Origin of the sequence: Prevotella aff. ruminicola Tc2-24, from assembly GCF_900110895.1 — a bacterium.
In the GTDB taxonomy this organism is placed as follows: Bacteria; Bacteroidota; Bacteroidia; order Bacteroidales; family Bacteroidaceae; genus Prevotella.
In genome coordinates this window covers 41907-60968 of the sequence record NZ_FOIQ01000005.1, presented here as the reverse complement: position 1 = coordinate 60968, position 19062 = coordinate 41907, and the positions used below count along the sequence as shown (strand labels likewise).

General features: G+C 45.4%; 19 protein-coding genes. 12 read left to right on the top strand and 7 right to left on the bottom strand.

Going from position 1 to position 19062, the window contains the following annotated elements; translation table 11 throughout:
• Positions 1–43 precede the first annotated feature (43 nt).
• The 3 genes from BMY63_RS09695 to pheS all read right to left on the bottom strand — a co-directional run bounded on the left by BMY63_RS09695 (position 44) and on the right by pheS (position 3251).
• Positions 44–1357: a nucleobase:cation symporter-2 family protein gene (locus BMY63_RS09695; protein WP_091916313.1), complete on the bottom strand. Its 1314-nt coding sequence runs from the start codon at positions 1355–1357 to the stop codon at positions 44–46.
• A 16-nt stretch (positions 1358–1373) separates the two neighbouring features.
• Positions 1374–1994, bottom strand: coding sequence for a xanthine phosphoribosyltransferase (locus BMY63_RS09690; RefSeq protein ID WP_091902324.1), 621 nt, complete (start codon positions 1992–1994; stop codon positions 1374–1376).
• Positions 1995–2192: 198 nt separating this feature from the next.
• The gene (gene pheS, locus BMY63_RS09685) at positions 2193–3251 is read right to left on the bottom strand and encodes a phenylalanine--tRNA ligase subunit alpha (protein ID WP_091902322.1); all 1059 of its coding nucleotides are present in this window, start codon (positions 3249–3251) and stop codon (positions 2193–2195) included.
• A gap of 133 nt (positions 3252–3384) precedes the next feature.
• Here pheS and BMY63_RS09680 point away from each other — a divergent pair, with 133 nt between their 5' ends.
• The 3 genes from BMY63_RS09680 to BMY63_RS09670 are packed head-to-tail and all read left to right on the top strand — an operon-like array spanning position 3385 to position 5996.
• Complete coding sequence (locus BMY63_RS09680; protein ID WP_091916305.1) at positions 3385–4224, top strand: DUF4348 domain-containing protein; 840 nt, start codon at positions 3385–3387, stop codon at positions 4222–4224.
• Positions 4221–5225, top strand: coding sequence for a UDP-N-acetylmuramate dehydrogenase (murB, locus tag BMY63_RS09675; RefSeq protein ID WP_091916649.1), 1005 nt, complete (start codon positions 4221–4223; stop codon positions 5223–5225). The genes BMY63_RS09680 and murB overlap by 4 nt, the downstream gene beginning before the upstream one ends.
• Before the next feature lie 9 nt (positions 5226–5234).
• Entirely contained in the window at positions 5235–5996 is a 762-nt protein-coding gene (locus tag BMY63_RS09670) for an MBL fold metallo-hydrolase (protein WP_091916304.1), read from the top strand.
• Between the two features lie 422 nt (positions 5997–6418).
• On the opposite strand, the gene BMY63_RS09665 is transcribed toward BMY63_RS09670, so the two are convergent.
• Genes BMY63_RS09665 through BMY63_RS09655 form a run of 3 tightly spaced genes read right to left on the bottom strand, consistent with a single transcriptional unit; the run spans position 6419 to position 7291 of the window.
• Entirely contained in the window at positions 6419–6685 is a 267-nt protein-coding gene (locus tag BMY63_RS09665) for a hypothetical protein (RefSeq protein WP_091916303.1), read from the bottom strand.
• A gap of 26 nt (positions 6686–6711) precedes the next feature.
• Positions 6712–7062 carry a hypothetical protein gene (locus tag BMY63_RS09660; protein WP_091916301.1) on the bottom strand — a complete coding sequence of 117 codons (351 nt, stop codon included), beginning with the start codon at positions 7060–7062 and terminating at the stop codon, positions 6712–6714.
• A gap of 16 nt (positions 7063–7078) precedes the next feature.
• Positions 7079–7291 carry a YtxH domain-containing protein gene (locus BMY63_RS09655; protein WP_091902388.1) on the bottom strand — a complete coding sequence of 71 codons (213 nt, stop codon included), beginning with the start codon at positions 7289–7291 and terminating at the stop codon, positions 7079–7081.
• Positions 7292–7507: 216 nt separating this feature from the next.
• Here BMY63_RS09655 and BMY63_RS09650 point away from each other — a divergent pair, with 216 nt between their 5' ends.
• From BMY63_RS09650 to BMY63_RS09610, 9 genes are all read left to right on the top strand, one after another.
• Entirely contained in the window at positions 7508–7999 is a 492-nt protein-coding gene (locus tag BMY63_RS09650) for an SPOR domain-containing protein (RefSeq protein ID WP_091916295.1), read from the top strand.
• Positions 8000–8002: 3 nt separating this feature from the next.
• Positions 8003–8416 (top strand): Holliday junction resolvase RuvX, encoded by a 414-nt coding sequence (ruvX, locus tag BMY63_RS09645; protein WP_091902309.1) that lies wholly within the window; start codon positions 8003–8005, stop codon positions 8414–8416.
• 47 nt (positions 8417–8463) lie between these two features.
• Positions 8464–9024 carry a peptide deformylase gene (gene def / locus BMY63_RS09640; protein ID WP_091902308.1) on the top strand — a complete coding sequence of 187 codons (561 nt, stop codon included), beginning with the start codon at positions 8464–8466 and terminating at the stop codon, positions 9022–9024.
• Positions 9025–9095: 71 nt separating this feature from the next.
• Positions 9096–11060 (top strand): tetratricopeptide repeat protein, encoded by a 1965-nt coding sequence (locus BMY63_RS09635; RefSeq protein WP_091916293.1) that lies wholly within the window; start codon positions 9096–9098, stop codon positions 11058–11060.
• A gap of 133 nt (positions 11061–11193) precedes the next feature.
• The gene (gene thrS, locus BMY63_RS09630; protein WP_091916291.1) at positions 11194–13137 is read left to right on the top strand and encodes a threonine--tRNA ligase; all 1944 of its coding nucleotides are present in this window, start codon (positions 11194–11196) and stop codon (positions 13135–13137) included.
• A gap of 169 nt (positions 13138–13306) precedes the next feature.
• The gene (gene infC, locus BMY63_RS09625; RefSeq protein ID WP_091916289.1) at positions 13307–14038 is read left to right on the top strand and encodes a translation initiation factor IF-3; all 732 of its coding nucleotides are present in this window, start codon (positions 13307–13309) and stop codon (positions 14036–14038) included.
• Positions 14039–14110: 72 nt separating this feature from the next.
• Positions 14111–14308: a 50S ribosomal protein L35 gene (gene rpmI, locus BMY63_RS09620; RefSeq protein WP_091902304.1), complete on the top strand. Its 198-nt coding sequence runs from the start codon at positions 14111–14113 to the stop codon at positions 14306–14308.
• 32 nt (positions 14309–14340) lie between these two features.
• The gene (gene rplT, locus BMY63_RS09615; RefSeq protein WP_091902303.1) at positions 14341–14685 is read left to right on the top strand and encodes a 50S ribosomal protein L20; all 345 of its coding nucleotides are present in this window, start codon (positions 14341–14343) and stop codon (positions 14683–14685) included.
• A gap of 202 nt (positions 14686–14887) precedes the next feature.
• On the top strand, positions 14888–16807 hold the full coding sequence (locus tag BMY63_RS09610) for a hypothetical protein (protein WP_255397563.1): 1920 nt from the start codon (positions 14888–14890) through the stop codon (positions 16805–16807).
• Between the two features lie 10 nt (positions 16808–16817).
• Here BMY63_RS09610 and BMY63_RS09605 read toward each other — a convergent pair whose 3' ends face one another.
• Positions 16818–18989, bottom strand: coding sequence for a Tex family protein (locus BMY63_RS09605; RefSeq protein ID WP_091916287.1), 2172 nt, complete (start codon positions 18987–18989; stop codon positions 16818–16820).
• Between the last annotated feature and the right edge of the window lie 73 nt (positions 18990–19062).

Below are 19062 nucleotides of genomic sequence, written 5' to 3'. Positions count from 1 at the left end.
AGACAAAACTTCTGGATTTTTCTATATATTATAGCGGATTTGACTATTCAGATTGACTGTTGGCTTCCTCTTTGGGAAGTAACAAGTTCAGAACGACTGCAAGGATGAAGACCACTGCCACGCAGTTCTCAGCAAATACTGTCCTGACGATCTGTGGGAAAATAGAGAACATCTCTGAGGCCTGCGTGAATCCTAGTCCTACGCTGAGCGACAGGGCAACGATAACCATATTACGGTTGTTGAAACCACATTTTGCCAACATACCGAAACCGGCATACATGATAGAACCGAACATCATGATCGTACATCCACCGAGCACAGCCTGTGGAATCGCGGTAAGCACTGTTCCGACGATGGGGAAGATACCTCCGAGAATCATAATGCACGCTCCGGTGGCAATGGCAAAGCGGTTCACGACGCCCGACATGGCTGCGAGTCCTACATTCTGACTGAATGAGGTGATGGGGGTACAACCGAACAGGCCGGCAACACTGCTAACGAATCCGTCGCAAGAGACACTTGCCCCTAACTCTCTATCGGTGGGGGCACGGTGGATAGCTCCAGAACAGAGCGCACTCGTGTCGCCAATGGTTTCCGTTGCAGATACCAGATATATGGCGATAATCGAGAGAATGGCTCCCAACTCGAACTCCGGTTTGAAGGGTAACAGTTGGGGTAGTGAAACGATACCGATGTCTTGCAGGCCCGATAAATTGACCATGCCCATGCATGCTGCTACGATATATCCGGCAATCAGACCGATTAGAACAGACAGTGAACGAAGGAAGCCTTTTGCAAATACTTGAAATCCCAGACACACAAGTAGCGTGAATGTACCTACCATCCAGTTTTGTACAGAACCAAAGTCGGCGGCGCCTTGTCCTCCAGCAAACGAATTGGCGCCGATAGGTAATAATGAAAATCCGATGGCTGTTACAACTGCAGCAGCGACGACGGGGGATATGATACGAATCCAGAACTTAGCCAAGAGCCCCAAGAAACCTTCAACAATACCGCCAATGATGACGGCTCCAATCAGTACTCCCATACCTTGACTCGTGCCGATGAAGATAGCCAGTGAAAGGAAAGTGAAGCTGATACCCATCACGATAGGTAGTCGTGAACCGATACGCCACAATGGATAAAGTTGTATCAGCGTGCCAATACCAGCAATAATCATACAGTTCTGGATGAGCGTCGCGCTGATGGCAGAGTCAATACCCACCACATTGGCCAGGATGATAATAGGGGTGATGTTGCTTACGAACATGGCCAGCACGTGCTGGAGCCCAAAAGGAATGGCTTGTACCATGGGTACACGACCATCCAACTGATAAAGATTACTTTTGTTAGTCATGATGGATAGTTATGAATTATAGATGCTTGATTCTTGTATCTCCTAGCTCATGTCTCGGTTGATCACGGAAACGGATAGCCTGCGTCTGCCAGTCCATCTCCTCAATGATGGCTATGGACTCCAGACGAAAGCCTTCCTCACGTAATTGTTGTCCTCCCTTTTGCTGTCCCTTCTCAACAGCAATGCCTATGCCAGCGACTTCTCCTCCTGCCTGGTGAACTAAATCTATGAGGGCATGTACGGCTTGTCCGTCGGCGAGGAAGTCATCTACGATGAGAACATGGTCTGTTGCATGAAGATAGGGCTTAGATACAAACACGCTGTTCATCTTCTTATGAGTGAAAGAGTAGGCCTGTGACATGTATTTGTCATCTGTGCTGTTGGCCGTCTCACTTTTCTTCGCAAAGACAACGGGTACGTCGTACAGATCGCCGAGCATGGTTGCGATGGCGATGCCGCTGGCTTCGATGGTGAGCACTTTGTTGACGGTCACATCTCTGAAACGACGTTTCAGTTCATAAGCCATCTGTCGCATGATGTCGATGTCGATCTGATGGTTTAGAAAACTGTCAATCTTTAGAATATTCCCGGGCTTGATGGTGCCGTCTCTCAGGATTTTCTCTTCAAGGAAGTTCATAGTTTTTAATTATTTGGATACAGGGGGGTATGTTGGTATATGTTGTAAACCCCATCGCAAATATATGGTAAAATTTTGACACTCGCAAGTTTTCTTTCGGATTTTTTGACTGGTTAGGATAAAATGACTGTATAGGCAAAAAGAAATCGGCTCAAACATCATAATGCTTGAGCCGATGCACTTATTATCTTTATTTGCTTAGTTGGCTGATTCAAATTCCTCAAGGAAACGGGTGTCGTTCTCTGAGAACATACGAAGGTCTGATACACGATACTTCAGGTTCGTGATGCGCTCAACGCCCATGCCAAAGGCATAACCGCTGTAAATCTTAGAGTCGATACCGCAGAGTTCCAGCACGTTCGGGTCGACCATACCGCAGCCAAGAATCTCAACCCAGCCTGTGTGTTTGCAGAAACCGCAACCTTCGCCACCACAAATGAAGCATGAGATATCCATCTCTGCAGAGGGCTCTGTGAAGGGGAAATAGCTTGGACGAAGACGAATCTTCGTGTCGGCACCGAACATCTCCTTGGCAAAAGACAGCAGCACCTGCTTGAGATCAGTGAATGATACGTTCTTGTCGATGTAGAGACCTTCTACTTGATGGAAGAAACAATGAGCGCGTGCGGTGATGGCTTCGTTACGATAAACACGTCCCGGACAGATGACACGGATGGGGGCAGTGAGCTTCCCGTCTTCTGTATGCATATTCTCCATCACTCGGGCTTGCACACTTGAGGTGTGCGAACGCAGCAGAATATTCTTTGTAACATCGTTGGGGTGCTGGCTCACGAAGAAAGTGTCTTGCATATCACGAGCGGGATGGTCGGCAGCGAAGTTCATCTTTGTGAACACGTGATTGTCATCTTCAACCTCAGGACCGTCGGCCAAGACGAATCCCATTCGTGAGAAGATATCGATAATCTCGTTTGTGACGATAGTCAGTGGATGGCGCGTGCCGAGTTGTATGGGGTAGGGTGTGCGTGTCAGATCAATAGTCTCGTCACTACCTTCTTGTTCCTCACATGCCTCACGCAATTGGTTGATGCGCTCAGTGGCCAGCGTCTTCAATTCGTTGATTTTCATTCCGACAGTCTTTTTCTGGTCGGCTGCCACATTGCGGAAATCATTCATCAGTGCGGTAATCTCTCCCTTTTTACTGAGATATCTCAATCGGAGCTGTTCGACTTCCTCTGCGTTTTTTGCGCTCAATTCCTGTACTTCTTTCAGAAGTTCATCAATCTTGTCAAGTATCATATGAATGTAAAAATTGCAATTTTGCGTGCAAAGGTACGAAAAAAAAGAGAATTATGGATTAAGATTTAAGAATTATTTCGTACCTTTGCCGAAATTTGCGAGAATTAGGTGATTTGATTAGGTAGACAAGATAATGAAAAGGTGTTTTTTTGCGATTATCGCAGGCTTGCTGCTCATGTTCTCGTGTACGGGAAACAAGGCGAAGCAGGCTGAGGAGGTGCCTGAAGACTCTGTCGCTGATACCACGGATCAAGCGGTAAGTGACACGATGGAGTTGTTGATAACTGAGACGCCGATGCCGAGAGCCGCCGATGTGATGTTTGACGACTTTATTTTTAATTTCGTAGCCAACAAGAAGCTGCAACGGGAACGTATCATTTTTCCTCTTCGGATGACGGAAGGGGAAAAAACGGAAAAGGTGGAAAAAGCACAGTGGCAGATGGAGCACTTCTTTATGCGTCAGGGATACTACACGTTGCTTTTCAATGATGACCGGCAGATGAGGCTGATGAAAGATACTGCTGTCAGTGAGGCTATCGTGGAGAAGATCTTGTTGAAGAAGGGACAAGTGAAGGATTATATGTTCCAGCGTATCAAAGGCGCATGGATGCTTAAGGAGGTCAAGACAACTTCGCTGGAAGAAAATGTTAATGCTTCATTCCTTACGTTCTATAACCGCTTTGTGACTGATAGTGTTTTTCAGGTGCAGAGCCTGAACTCGACAGTCCAATTTGTCGGACCTGATCCGGATGATGATTTCCAGATGATGGAGGGTGTTATTACGCCAGATACATGGGAGGCTTTCGCACCGCAACTTCCTTCTAAAATACTTTATAATATCATATATGGCAGACCGGAAGCAGAAGGTAGCTCAAAGATCTTTCTGTTGAGGGGTATTGCTAATGGCTTGGAAATGGAACTTCGTTTTCGGAAGAACCATGGAAAGTGGCAGTTAATGAAAATGACGACGTGATAGTTAGGGATGATTATAGTCTGAGGACGCATAACACATTCGGTATTGATGTCAAGTGTCGTCGGTTCGTGGAGTTTGAGAATGACCATGAAGCGATGGAAGTGGCTGAGATGCTGCGTGAGTCAACTCTACCCTTTTTAATTATTGGAGAAGGCAGTAACTTGCTTCTTACTCGCGATTTCGATGGTATCGTTGTCCGTTCGGGTATTAAAGGCTATACTTTCGAGACTGGCGACCGGATGGTTTGTGGGAGCGGTGAAGTCTGGGACGATATGGTGGCTACAAGTATTGAGGCCGGTTATTATGGGATGGAAAACCTCTCTCTGATTCCTGGTGACGTCGGAGCATCGGCTGTGCAGAATATTGGTGCATACGGTGTTGAGGCGAAGGATCTTATCCTTTGTGTATGGGCGATAGAGATTGAAACCGGAAAAACTTGCATATTAGATCATGACGTATGTGAATATGGCTATCGTCAGAGTCGCTTCAAGCATGATTGGAAGAATAAGTTCCTCATCACTCGTGTGAGCTATGGTTTGTCGAGAACCTTTCAGCCTCATCTGGATTATGGAAATATCCGTCAAGAACTGCAACGGAAGGGTATTACGTCTCCCTCTGCCCAACAACTACGTGATACGATTATTGAGATCAGAAATGCAAAACTGCCAGATCCGAAGATTGAGGGAAATGCTGGTAGCTTCTTTATGAACCCCGTAGTCTCCAGAGAGCAATATGAACGTTTGGCCGCCCTGTATGAGGGGATGCCTCATTATCGTGTGGACGATGAACATGAAAAAATCCCTGCAGGCTGGATGATAGATCAGTGTGGATGGAAAGGTAAATCGTTAGGACGGGCTGGCGTTCATGATCGTCAGGCGTTGGTGCTTGTGAATCGCGGTGGAGCTACAGGTGCAGAGATCGTGGCGCTCTCAGATGCAATTCGACGAGATGTTAAGGAGAGATTTGGTGTCGATATTTATCCTGAAGTAAATATTATATAAGTTAATCTAATGAAACTGACATTCCTTGGAACGGGGACTTCGTGCGGCGTGCCGGTGATTGGTTGCCAATGTGAGGTTTGTCAGAGTAAGGATCCTCATGATAAACGGACTCGTTGCTCGGTTCTTGTTGAGACGGAGCAAACAAGGCTATTGATTGATTGTGGGCCGGATTTTCGTCAACAGATATTGTCTCAGCCGTTCCGTCGGATCGATGGTATACTGATTACGCATTCTCATTACGATCATATGGGGGGTATGGACGACATCCGCCCTTATTGCCAGTTTGGTGCAATAGATGTCTATGCAGATCCTATCGCACGGAAGGCTATGCTAGAGATGCTACCGTATTGTTTTGCAGAGAATCGCTATCCTGGTGTTCCGGCTATTGGACTTCATGAGATTCATGCTCACCAACCTTTATCGATTGGTGATTTTGAAATTATGCCGATTGAGGTGATGCATGGTGAACTCCCTATATTGGGTTATAAGATAGGGACGTTGACTTATATCACAGACATGAAGTCCATTAATGAAACGGAGATGAAGTATCTGGAAGGAACAGAAGTGCTTGTTGTCAATGCTCTCCGTTTTGTGAAGCCGCATCATTCTCATCAGTTGGTGGATGACGCGGTTTCCTTTGCCAGGAGGGTAGGGGCGAAACGAACGCTTCTGATTCATGTATGTCACGACATCGGACTCCATAAGGACGTGAATCGCTTGTTACCACAAGGGATTGAACTGGCATATGATGGTGAGGAGATCCTTATATAGCGGAGAACTTGTCTAAAGACTGTTATTTGTGTTAAGGAGTCTTAATTTTGACGATTTTCCTGGTGAAATACTTGCAAAATGCAGAAAGACTTTGTATCTTTGCAACGTGTTTTTCATAGTATTAGATTTAAGGTTAACAAGGTTTTGGGTCACAGCGGTGACCCTTTTTTATTTTGAAAGAATATGTTATTACAGTGTCTGACAATAGGCCTTTTGGCTGTTGCTAAGAGTGCCCAATCGTATGTGCTTGGAAATGCTCTTCATTGTCAGAGTGGTTGTGATTCCTTTTTGGCAGAAACGTGACTTTAGTCATGTGACAGCAACAATGCACCTCTATGATGCCAAATCATGAGGTGCAGAGCGTGGATGTGAATGTAGATGGTAAATTTAGTCTATTTGGGGCAAAGAGCCCCATTTCATAATTAGTGTTTCTTCCTCCTGAAAAGTCCTCCATAACCTTTCATTAGTTTCCGAATCAACAGGAACGCGTCAATGGCTGTAATGCTATTAGTAATCAGTCCTGCAACATATTCCCCTTTGGTATTACCCTCGCGTTTGATGAACGTCCGATTCCATAAAGTCGTGAATTGGCTGTTGTCACGCTCCAACTCCTCGGCGATCTCCTCCTTACGTAGGCGGATCTCATCGAGAGTACGGTAGTTGACGGATGTTTTTTTGACAGGGAGCATAAATGTGAATATATCAATGTATATACCTATTTACTAATTAGAAGTCCTGCGAGGAATCGCACTAGCGGTTTCTCTATCCATGATTTACGGAAGACCAGAAAGAGTATCAAGAGTAGCAGATGCAGTCCTCCCACGATAAGGAAAGCCTTCGCCATGCCGATGGATGTCGATATCCAGGAAACCAAGGCAAAAGAAAAGTACATCAAAACAGCCACGATGATTAAAAAGAATACAATCGCTAAAGCGGCAACCGTCAATAGACGAACCACCTTGTCAATCACATCGAGCTTCACATATTCGGTTTGAAGTCCGAGGTAATGTTTCAGCACTTCAATCAGTTGGGCTATCGACTCAACATTCTTATCGCTGGAGAGCATCTGGCTTTATCTGGCTTTATTCTTCTTCTGCAGCGTCTTGAATATCGTCAATCAAGTCACCTACTTCCTTACGGCTGAGTTTGATGTTATGCTTCTTCAGGAAATCTTCTACTGCATCAGTAATTTTTACACGTGTGTCCTGGCCTTTTTCAGGCGCGACCAAGATGCCCAAAGCAGCGCCGGCAATAGCACCACCAAGGAATGCGCCAAGGTAACCTAAACTTTTCATAATCTTCTCTTTTTTAATCGTCAAACATGATTTCTATATGCAAATATACAAAAGAATTCCATATGTAATGCAAAAAACACTCAAAAATTTTGTAAAAAAGTTGGGATTTCCTTGATTTAACAAACTTTATGTGCCTTTTTCGCATGCGTTTGCTTGATATTTTGTAATTTCGCAGCAAATATAGAACTTAATCACCATTTATTAAATACAAAAACAATGAAGAAGTACACCCTTTTGTGCGTAGGTTTATGCGCAGCAATGGCTTTTACAAGTTGTAAGTCTAGTGAGAGTGCCTATAAGAAGGCATATGAGAAGGCAAAACAGTATGACACTGCAACTCAGCAGATCGCTCCTCAGACAGGTGAGGCTGTCGTTGCTCCAGTGGAGGCTAAGCCCGCTACGGAAACTCGTGTTGTAGATAACCTCGATAACGTGTCCGTACGCCAGGAAAGCGTCTCTCTTGTAAGCGGCCAGGGCTTGAGCGCATATAGTGTGGTTGTAGGCTCTTTCGGATTGCTTTCAAATGCAGAAGGACTCCAACAGCGCCTCAAGGATGCTGGTTATAACGCTCAGATTGTGAAGAATAATGACCGTAACATGTATCGCGTGGTGGCGACCACCTATGCAAGTAAAGGTGATGCAGTCGCAAGCCGCGACCAGCTCCGTTCTACATATCCCGATGCATGGTTGCTTTATAACGCCCAATAGACATTGGCGCGAATATTAGCTATCGATTACGGTCGGAAACGTACCGGATTAGCAGTCACCGATCCTCTGCAGATTATTGCCGGAGGATTGGCGACTGTTTCTACATCGGAGTTGTTTGAGTGGCTGAAAGCCTATATGCTCAGGGAACAGGTGGAGCGTATTGTTATTGGTGAACCTCGGCAGCCCAATGGTCAGCCCAGTGAGAATATGGCGCGTGTAGAACAGTTCGTCAACCGTTGGCGTAAAGCTGTTCCTGAGGTTCCTATTGAGTATTACGATGAGCGTTTTACCTCTGTTCTTGCCCATCAGGCAATGCTTGATGGAGGTCTTAAAAAGAAAGCCCGTCGGGATAAGTCTCTTGTTGATGAGATATCAGCTACCATTATCTTGGAGGATTATCTTCGTAGTCGACAATAATATCGTTTGTTATTTCTTATTTATTTAAGGTCTATAGTCGCATATTTATGATTTTACCTATATATATTTACGGTCAGCCTGTACTTCGCAAGGTGGCTGAAGATATCACTCCAGACTACCCTCAGTTGAAAGAATTAATTGTTGATATGTGGGAGACGCTGGCTGAGTCGGAGGGAATAGGATTAGCAGCTCCACAGATTGGAAAGGCTATCCGTTTATCGGTGATCGATCTTGATGTGATCTCCGAAGATCTGCCAGAGTATAAGGATTTCCGTAAAGTGTTTATCAACCCACATATCATTGAATATGATGAAGAGAATACTGATAGCATGGAGGAGGGATGCCTTTCACTACCTGCTATCCACGAGAAAGTGACGCGTCCTACACGAATTCACGTTGAATGGGATGATGAGAACTTTCAACATCATGATGAGTGGGTTGATGGCTATCTGGCTCGTGTGATGCAACATGAGTTTGATCACCTCGATGGGAAGATGTTTATTGATCGTATTTCTCCTCTTCGTAAACAACTGATACAAAGCAAACTTCGTGCCCTTGTTCAGGGGCGCTATCGCTGTGGATACAAGACGAAACCAGTGAGGCGGTGAGCAAAGAAAAAAACATAGAATACGGCCGTCTCGTGGCAGGAGACCATAATAGATTCTTCTGCTTCAGATGGATGCTTAGAAGATTCTATTCTGTTCTTTTTTTGTTGCTTCTTCTGTTTCCTTCATATTCTCTAGCCCAGTTTAATACCGATCGGCTTGTTATGATAGGTCGATCGGCCCTTTATTATGAGGATTATGTGCTTTCTATCCAATATTTTAATCAGGCAATCAGTCAGAAACCTTGGCTCTATGAACCATGGTTTTTCCGAGGGGTTGCCAAGTTTTATCTTGATGACTTCCGTGGGGCAGAGAGCGATTGTACAGAAGCGATAGAACGTAATCCCTATGTGGTCAGTGCTTGGGAACTTCGAGGACTTTGTCGTATTAATCAGAAGAAATATGCCGAGGCTGTAACTGACTATGATCGTGCTTTGCGCTATGACCCAGAGAATCAGGCCCTGTGGCATAACCGCGTTCTTTGTTTGATTCAGAATAAAGAATATGACCGCGCGTTGGCACAGATTGACACGATGATCACTCATTGGTCAAAATATGCCAGAGCCTATTCGATGCAGGCAGAAGTGTTCCTGCTTTTGAAAGACACGACGAAGGCCATCCGATCTTTGGACAAGAGTCTAGAACTTGATCCCTACGATGGTAGTATCTGGGCTGAACGAGCTGTCATCAGTCTTGCCAGGCAGAAATGGAAAGAGGGCGAGGAATTTCTTAATAAAAGTATTCATCTAATACCCAAACATTCTGGAAATTATATCAATCGGGCTATGGCGCGATATAACCAGAACAATCTTCGTGGAGCGATGGCCGACTATGATACTGCCCTCGATCTTGATCCTAACAATTTCCTTGGTCACTATAATCGTGGGCTTCTTCGTGCGCAAGTTGGTGATGACAATCGCGGTATTGAGGATTTCGACTTTGTGTTAAAACTTGAGCCTGATAACTTGATGGCTCTTTTTAATCGCGCACTCCTGTTAGAACAGACGGGAAACTTCCGTGCCGCTATTCGGGATTATTCGAAGGTCATTGAGGAATATCCCAATTTCTGGTTTGGTCTTCAGCATCGTGCCTCTTGTTATCGTCATCTTAGTAACACGAAACAAGCAGAACTCGATGAATTCCGGATTCTCAAGGCACAGATGGATAAACGTTATGGAAAACAACCTCGTCTGTCAAAGAAACAGATGCGCAAACGTAGTGATGAGGACCTGGAAAAATATAACCAGTTAGTCGTTGCTGATGAACAGGAAGTTGAGCATGAATACAAGAGCGACTATCGTGGTCGTGTACAGAATCATAAAGCAGATCTCGCTTGGCAGCCGATGTTCGGCTTGTCCTTTATACGTCCGCAGAACGATGTGAAGTCAGAGACAGTCTATGAGAGTACCGTCGAAGCGTTTAATGGCCAGTCACATTCGCGAACCGTCTATGTGACGTGCGACCAGACAAATCTCAGTGAGGAGCGTATGAAACAAACCTTTGTTTATATAGATTCTCTTAGTACTGCTATCGCTGATACAAAAACTACAGCCATGATTGGACCGCTTCTGCTCCTCCGCGCGGTAGCTTATTGCACCATTCAGAACTTCGATAATGCAATCGATGATTTGAGTATATGTCTTCAAATTGACTCCACTTCGTCGTTGGCTTACTGGCAACGGGCTGTTTGTCAGGCAAAAATCAATGAGTTTAATGCCTCTCAGGGGACCAATACCGATCTCCAATCGGCCAACGTGCTCGGTGATCTTTCAGATGCTATTCTGTTGACTCCTGAAAATGCTTTCCTGTATTATAATAGAGGCAATCTTTATGCCTTACGTGGTGATTATCATCGTGCCATCGATGATTATACTCGTGCATTGGAATTGGAGGATCATCTTGCAGAGGCCTATTATAACAGAGGATTGGCACGAGTGTATGTTAAGAAGATTGCTGAAGGTGTAGAGGATCTTAGTAAGGCTGGTGAGTTGGGGCTCTATACTGCTTATAGTGTTATAAAGAAGTATCGAGATAAGTAAAAATGTGAATAAGTTGGATGTCTAAATGATATCAACTATAACCCATGCTTGTTTTTTGGACTGGATATTTGGTCGTTTCAGAGAAAGTATGTACCTTTGCAGGCACTTTTAAATTCAAACATATATTGTAGATATGATCAACATTACATTCCCAGACGGATCTGTTCGCTCGTATGAACAGGGCGTGACTGGTTATCAAATTGCAGAGAGCATTTCGCCGGCTCTTGCACGCAGCGTATTGGCCTGTGGCGTGAATGGTGAAACTGTAGAGCTGAACCGTCCTATTCAAGAGGACGCGACGATAGAACTCTACAAATGGGAAGACGAGCAGGGTAAGCACACATTTTGGCACACTTCTGCGCATCTGTTGGCTGAAGCCTTACAGGAGTTGTATCCTGGTATTCAGTTCGGTTTTGGACCTGCTGTCGAGAATGGTTTCTTCTATGATGTACTGTTGAAGGACGGTGAGAGTATCAAGGAGAGCGATTTTCCCAAGATTGAGGCAAAGATGAAAGAGTTGGCGGCGAAGAAAGAGCCGGTGGTTCGTCGTGAGGTGTCGAAAGCTGATGCTTTGAAGGAGTTTTCTGCTGGTGGACAGACTTATAAGTGCGAGCACATTGAGCAGGACCTAGAAGACGGCTCAATCACAACTTATACGCAGGGTAATTTTACAGATCTCTGTCGTGGCCCACATCTTGTTGACACTGGTGAGATTAAAGCTGTAAAACTGACATCTGTTGCTGGCGCTTTCTGGCGTGGTGATGCGACTCGTGAGCAGATGCAGCGTCTGTATGGCGTTTCCTTCCCAAAGAAGAAAATGCTTGACGAGTATCTGGTGATGCTTGAGGAAGCTAAGAAACGTGATCATCGTAAGATTGGTAAGGAGATGGAGCTCTTTATGTTCTCTGATAAGGTCGGAAAGGGCTTGCCCATTTGGCTTCCGAAAGGTACGGAGCTTCGCCTGCGCCTGCAGGATCACCTGCGTAAGGTTCAAAAGCGTTTTGGTTATCAGGAGGTGATAACACCGCATATCGGTTCAAAGAATCTTTATGTGACTTCTGGTCACTATGCTCACTATGGCAAGGATTCTTTCCAGCCAATCCATACTCCAGAAGAAGATGAGGAGTACATGCTTAAGCCGATGAATTGTCCTCACCACTGTGAGATCTTTGCTTGGAAACCTCGTTCATACCGTGATCTGCCATTGCGTATCGCAGAGTTCGGAACCGTCTATCGTTATGAGCAGAGCGGTGAGCTTCACGGTTTGACTCGTGTACGTTCGTTTACACAAGACGATGCCCATCTTTTCTGTCGTCCTGACCAAGTAAAACAGGAATTCCTGAATGTGATGGATATTATCGGAATTGTGCTGACGGCATTTGGTTTTAACTTTGAAGCGCAGATTTCACTTCGTGATCCTAACGATCATGAGAAGTACGTGGGAACAGACGAGGATTGGGCTCTGGCGGAGAAGGCCATTGTTGAGGCATGTGAGGAGAAGGGATTACCTGCAAAGGTGGAATACGGTGAGGCCGCTTTCTATGGTCCAAAACTCGACTTCATGATTAAGGATGCTATCGGCCGCCGTTGGCAGTTGGGCACTATTCAAGTGGACTATAACTTGCCGAAGCGTTTTAACCTCGAATATACGGATGAGGATAACCAGAAGAAGACTCCTGTGATGATTCATCGTGCGCCATTTGGATCGATGGAACGCTTCTGTGCTGTGCTCATTGAACATACCAGTGGACACTTCCCCTTATGGCTCACCCCCGACCAGGTCGCAATTCTTCCTCTGTCTGAGAAGTATAATGACTATGCTCAGGAGGTCGCTAAGAAGTTTGATATGGGTGGAGTACGTGCTACAATTGACCTACGTAATGAAAAACTAGGTCGTAAAATCCGCGATAATGAACTTAAGCGTATCCCCTATATGGTGATCGTAGGTGAGAAGGAACAGCAAGATGGTACTGTCGCCGTTCGTCCTCAAGGAGGTGGAGAACAAAGTGTGAAGACCATCCAAGAGTTTATCGATGAAGTGAATACCCGCGTCGCAGAAATGACGAAAGATTTTTGATAACAGTGATAGAATGAAGTTATGAAATAATGGATATGTGAGATGTAAATCGAGGTACCATATGTTAAATAAATATAAATATTATGGTTTAAAGATTGTTTCATTTCTTCATTATTTCATTTCTTCATTTATTTATCGTAATTTTGCAGCCGATTTTAAAAAATAGTGGATGAAGAATGACAAATTAAAGAACCAGTACCGTGTCAATGAACAGATTCGAGTACGTGAAGTTCGCATCGTGGGAGATGATGGCTCGTCTGTCGTTTCTACTCGTGATGCATTGAACATGGCCCGTGAGCAAGGCGTTGATCTTGTGGAGATTTCGCCAAACGCAAATCCGCCAGTATGTCGTCTCATCGACTATTCTAAGTTCCTCTACCAACAGAAAAAGCGCCAAAAAGAAATGAAGGCGAAGCAGGTGAAGGTTGAGGTAAAGGAGATTCGTTTTGGACCTCAGACCGATGAGCATGACTATCAGTTCAAACTCAAGCATGCCAAGGAGTTCCTGGAGGAGGGCAATAAGGTAAGAGCTTATGTGTTCTTTCGTGGACGTTCTATCCTGTTTAAAGAGCAGGGTGAGGTGTTGCTCCTTCGTTTTGCTAACGATCTGGAGGAGTGTGGAAAGGTTGAGTCGATGCCATCACTCGAGGGAAAGAAAATGTTTCTCTATCTGGCTCCCAAAAAAGCAGGAGCTCAGAAGAAGAGTCAGCAGGCTCGTGACCGTGAGGCCGCAGAGGCGGAGGCGAAAGAGGCTGCTAAGTTGCAGAGGGAACAAGAGATCGAGGAGGCTGAATCTCGTCCGATTTCGGAGCGTTTGCAAGACAGCCAGAATAGTGGACTGTTTGCTAATGCGAAGATTTCTGCTGACGCTCTGAAGAAGTTGCAGGAAGCGAAAGATTAAAGAAAAAGAAGATGGCGCGCCCGGTATATGCGTTGCTGTCAGTTAATAATAACAATTTAAATTTATAAAACAATGCCAAAAGTAAAGACAAACTCCGGCGCAAAGAAGAGATTCTCATTCACCGGAACAGGTAAGGTAAAGAGACGTCACGCTTACCACAGTCACATTCTGACCAAGAAGACCAAGAAGCAGAAGCGTAACTTGGTGGGTACAACAATTGTAGATCAGAGCAATATGAAGCAGGTTCGTGACCTGTTGTGTCTCCGTTAAACCTATTGTCGAACATTTAAAGTAGAAAAATTATGCCAAGATCAGTAAATCACGTTGCATCAAGAGCAAAGCGCAAGAGAATTTTGAAGCTTACCCGCGGCTATTTTGGAGCCCGCAAGAATGTTTGGACAGTAGCCAAGAACACATGGGAGAAAGGTCTGACCTACGCCTATCGTGATCGTCGCAATAAGAAACGCAATTTCCGCGCCCTGTGGATTCAGCGTATTAACGCAGCTGCACGCCAGGAGGGAATGAGCTATTCTGTATTGATGGGCAAGCTTGCCAAGGCTGGTATTGAGATTAACCGTAAGGTGCTCGCCGACCTTGCCATGAATAATCCAGAGGCTTTCAAAGCTATCGTGGAGAAAGTAAAGTAAAGAAAAGTCTTTATGAATAAAAACAGGTGCTACTTGCGAGTAGTACCTGTTTTTGCGTTTATGGTATAAGACGTCCTTATGTGTGACTTTATGTAACATATGAAAAAGACGTAGTTTTTTCCTGTTTGTTTATGTCGTTTCAAGAAAAAGATTTATCTTTGCAAGTGAAATCTCAAACTATTCATTAACCATAAAAAGACTTATGAGAATATTATCGATGATGGCGGTTGTATCAAGACTGCTTGTGAAGGGTAGTGTTTCACTGCATTTCGTTCTTTGTCTGTTTGTGTGTCTGATGACTGCTATACAGATGGAGGCAAAACATAAGAATTTCAAAGTCTCAGTCTATGTACGTGCCAACGAGGTGGATAAAATGAAAGACACCAAATGGCTAGAATCGTCTTGGGCAACGATTTCTAGTCAGTTGGATGTTGATAAGATATATCTGGAGACACATAGAGATATGTTGCTTGTAGATGATGGAACGATAGAGAAGGCCAAGGCATTCTTTCAAAAGCAAGGCATAGAGGTTGCAGGCGGTATTACCTATACTGTCAATGAGAGTAATGAATTTGAGACATTTTGTTATTCTGATCCTGAGCATAGGAAGATTGTCAAGCGGATTGCCGAGACGACAGCCAAACATTTCGACGAATTCTTGCTCGACGATTTTTTCTTTACCAGTTGCAAGAGTCCTGTAGAGATTGCTGCAAAAGGCGATATGACATGGACAGAATATCGGCTGAAACTGATGAACGATGCTGCCAAGAACCTTGTAATAGGTCCTGCAAAAGCAGTAAATCCAAAGGTGAAAGTTATTATCAAGTATCCTAATTGGTACGATCATTTTCAGGGGCTAGGTTTCAATCTGGAGGATGGACCGCGGTTGTTTGATGGTATTTGGACAGGTACGGAGACACGTAACCCCGATGGAGACCAACATCTGCAGAACTATCTAAGCTATCAGATTATTCGTTATTTTGAGAACCTGAGGCCTGGTTATAACGGAGGAGGATGGGTTGATGCTGGCGGAATTCAGATGAGCATGGATCGTTATGCAGAACAGCTGCATCTGACGGCTATAGCAAAAGCGCGCGATGTGATGCTTTTTGCTTATAATCAGTTGTTGGAGATTCCGTTGCTCGATAATTTCCGTGCCCCATGGCAGGGAACTGGGACAAGCTGGAATTATGATGAGATGAGGGCACCATATAAGAATGGTAACCAGACCGTGACCCCGACTACGATGGCGCGTATTGCTGATGTGGCTTTACGACAGGCAGATGAGTTGGTTGGGAAATTAGGAAACCCTGTGGGTATTCAGTCGTTTAAACCTTTCCATGCATTGGGTGAGGATTTCCTTCAAAACTACTTAGGGATGATAGGTCTTCCTATGGATGTGTATCCATCTTTCCCGAAGGGACAGAAAGTCGTATTACTGACAGAACAAGCGGCAGGCGATCCTGACATAATGGATAAGATCAAACAGCAACTGCTTGGTGGGCATGATGTGGTAATCACCAGTGGTTTACTGAAGGCCATCCCAAAGAAGATTGCACAGGTCTGTGAGTTGCGCTGTTCTGACATGAAAGCAATCGTGAATGACTTTGGTCGATATGGAAAGAGCTCGCGCGAGATGATTATCCCGCAGGTTCTCTATCAGACAAACGACAGTTGGGAAGTTGTTAGTGCAGGACGCCCGTTGAAAGGAGGTGTGTCTGGCTTCCCAATTCTTCATAAGGCCAAATATGCTGATGCCTATCTTTATGTGCTTACAATCCCTGATGACAAGGGAAACCTTTATGATTATCCAAGTCTTGCACTGAATGAGATACGTCGAGTGATGAGTCAGGATATGGACTTCTACCTAGAAGGTCCATCTAAGGTTTGCCTCTTTATGTATGACAACCACACTTTAATTGTGGAAAACTTCAATGACGAGCCTGTTGATGTTAAGTTGGTTGGCGTCACTGATGGTTTTAAGAAACTAACGAGCCTTCAGGATAGCAGTACTATTGATGGTAAGGCTGAAGCTGTATGGATCGGATGGAAAAAGAGCGACAAGACGAAATTCGCCCTGTCACTGAAACCTCATTCCTATCAGGCTTTTAGGTATGAATAATCCTTTTAGCCTATACGCCTTTTAGCGAGAGAGAGATACGGTTACGCCGTCTGTCGACCTCGATGACACGTACACGGAGGTGCTGATGGAGTTTGACTACATCAAGTGGGTGAGCAATGCGACGGTTGGCCATCTGTGAGATGTGGATAAGTCCATCCTGATGTACACCGATGTCAACAAAAGCTCCAAAATTGGTGATGTTGGTGACAATTCCCGGTAGAATCATTCCTTCTGTCAGGTCGTCAATTGTTGACACATTTTTATCGAATTCAAACTCTTCCAGTTGTTCGCGTGGGTCACGCCCAGGCTTCTCTAGTTCGTGTAGGATATCGGTAAGGGTGGGGATGCCTACTTTGTCAGAGACATATTTCCTGATGTCGATGGCCTCACGCTTCTCTTTGTCTTTAATCAGATCTTTGACGTTACATTTCTGATCCTTTGCCATCTGCTCTACAATAGGATAGCTCTCTGGATGTACTGCTGAGTTGTCGAGCGGGTTTGGGGCTCCTGGGATACGAAGGAAGCCTGCACACTGTTGATAGGCAGCTGGTCCGAGGCGTGGCACGTCTTTTAGTTGTGCTCGTGAGGTGAACGCACCATGTTCTTTCCGATAGTCAACGATGTTCTTGGCAAGTGTCGGGCCGAGACCGCTGACATACATCAGCAAGTGTTGAGAGGCAGTGTTGAGATTGACACCTACGGCATTGACACAGCTTTCGACGGTCTGGTCAAGTGAATGCTTGAGTTTGGCTTGGTCTACATCATGTTGATATTGTCCTACACCGATGCTCTTCGGATCTATCTTCACCAGTTCCGCTAAGGGATCCATGAGTCTTCGGCCGATGGAGACTGCGCCACGTACAGTGACATCCTCATCAGGGAACTCGTCACGGGCAATTTTCGAGGCAGAATAGACAGATGCTCCGGATTCGCTAACGACAAAGACCTGTGGCTTCGAACTTACAACTTGTTGCTTCGTGTCGGTATTGTATCGTCCAGCCAGCACATCGTGTATGAAGTTGACAGTCTCTCGACTGGCGGTGCCGTTGCCGATCGAGATGGCTTCAATCTGATATTTCCGAATCATCTGTAGGAGGGCCATAGCCGACTCCATGTGCTTGTTCACAGGCGGATGGGGAAATATGGCTTCATGATGCAGCAGATTACCTTGTGCGTCAAGACAAATCACTTTGCATCCTGTACGGAATCCTGGGTCGACGCCCATCACCCGTTTCTGACCGAGAGGTGCTCCTAGGAGTAACTGTCGGAGATTCTCTGCGAAGACGCGAATGGCTTCTTCATCGGCATGTTCTTTGCTGAGAGAAGCGAACTCGTTCTCGATAGCTGGTTTGAGTAACCGTTTGTAGCCGTCGTCGACTGCTTCGCTGACTAATAAGCCGCAGGGCGTATTCCCATATACATAATGACGTTTCAGACGTTCTGTGGCCTCTTCGTCATCAGGCGAAATACTGATTCGGAGTATTCCTTCGTTCTCGCCTCGACGCATGGCGAGCAGTCGGTGGGATGAGCATCGCTTGAGTGGCTCCGACCAGTTAAAATAGTCGCTGTATTTTGCTGCCTCGTCTGTGTCTGCCTTAGCCTTGACTACTGTTGAGGAGATGATTGCCTGACGGGAAAACGCATTGCGGATCTGCTGCCGTGATCGTTCGTCTTCGCTGATGGTCTCGGCTATAATATCCTGAGCACCTTTGATGGCAGCCTGAACATCCTTGACGTCACCCTTGACATAGCGTTCTGCTGCTCGTTCAGGATCACGTTCACGTTGGAGCAGGATAAGTTGGGCTAAGGGCTCCAATCCTTGCTCTCTTGCAACCTGAGCACGGGTGCGCCGCTTAGGCTTGTATGGCAGGTAGATATCTTCGAGCACAGTAGCGTCCCAGCACGCTTCGATGCGCTGGTTGAGATCGGGTGTCATCTTGCCAAGGTCAGTAATGGTCTTCACAACAGTCTCTTTCCGTTTCTGGATCTCATGCAGTTTCTCGTACTTGTCACTGATGGCGGCAATCTGGACCTCGTCTAGTCCTCCTGTACGTTCTTTTCTGTATCGTGAGATGAAGGGAATGGTGCAGCCTTCATCGATCAGTGCGATGGTGTTGGCAACGGCACGCTCCTGGATATTAAGTGCGTCGGCGATGAGTTTCGCGAATATATTCTTTTCCATGATAACCTTTGTTAATCTTTAAAAATCTGGGGCAAATATAGCAATAAAAAACGAAAAAATGTGTAATTTTGCA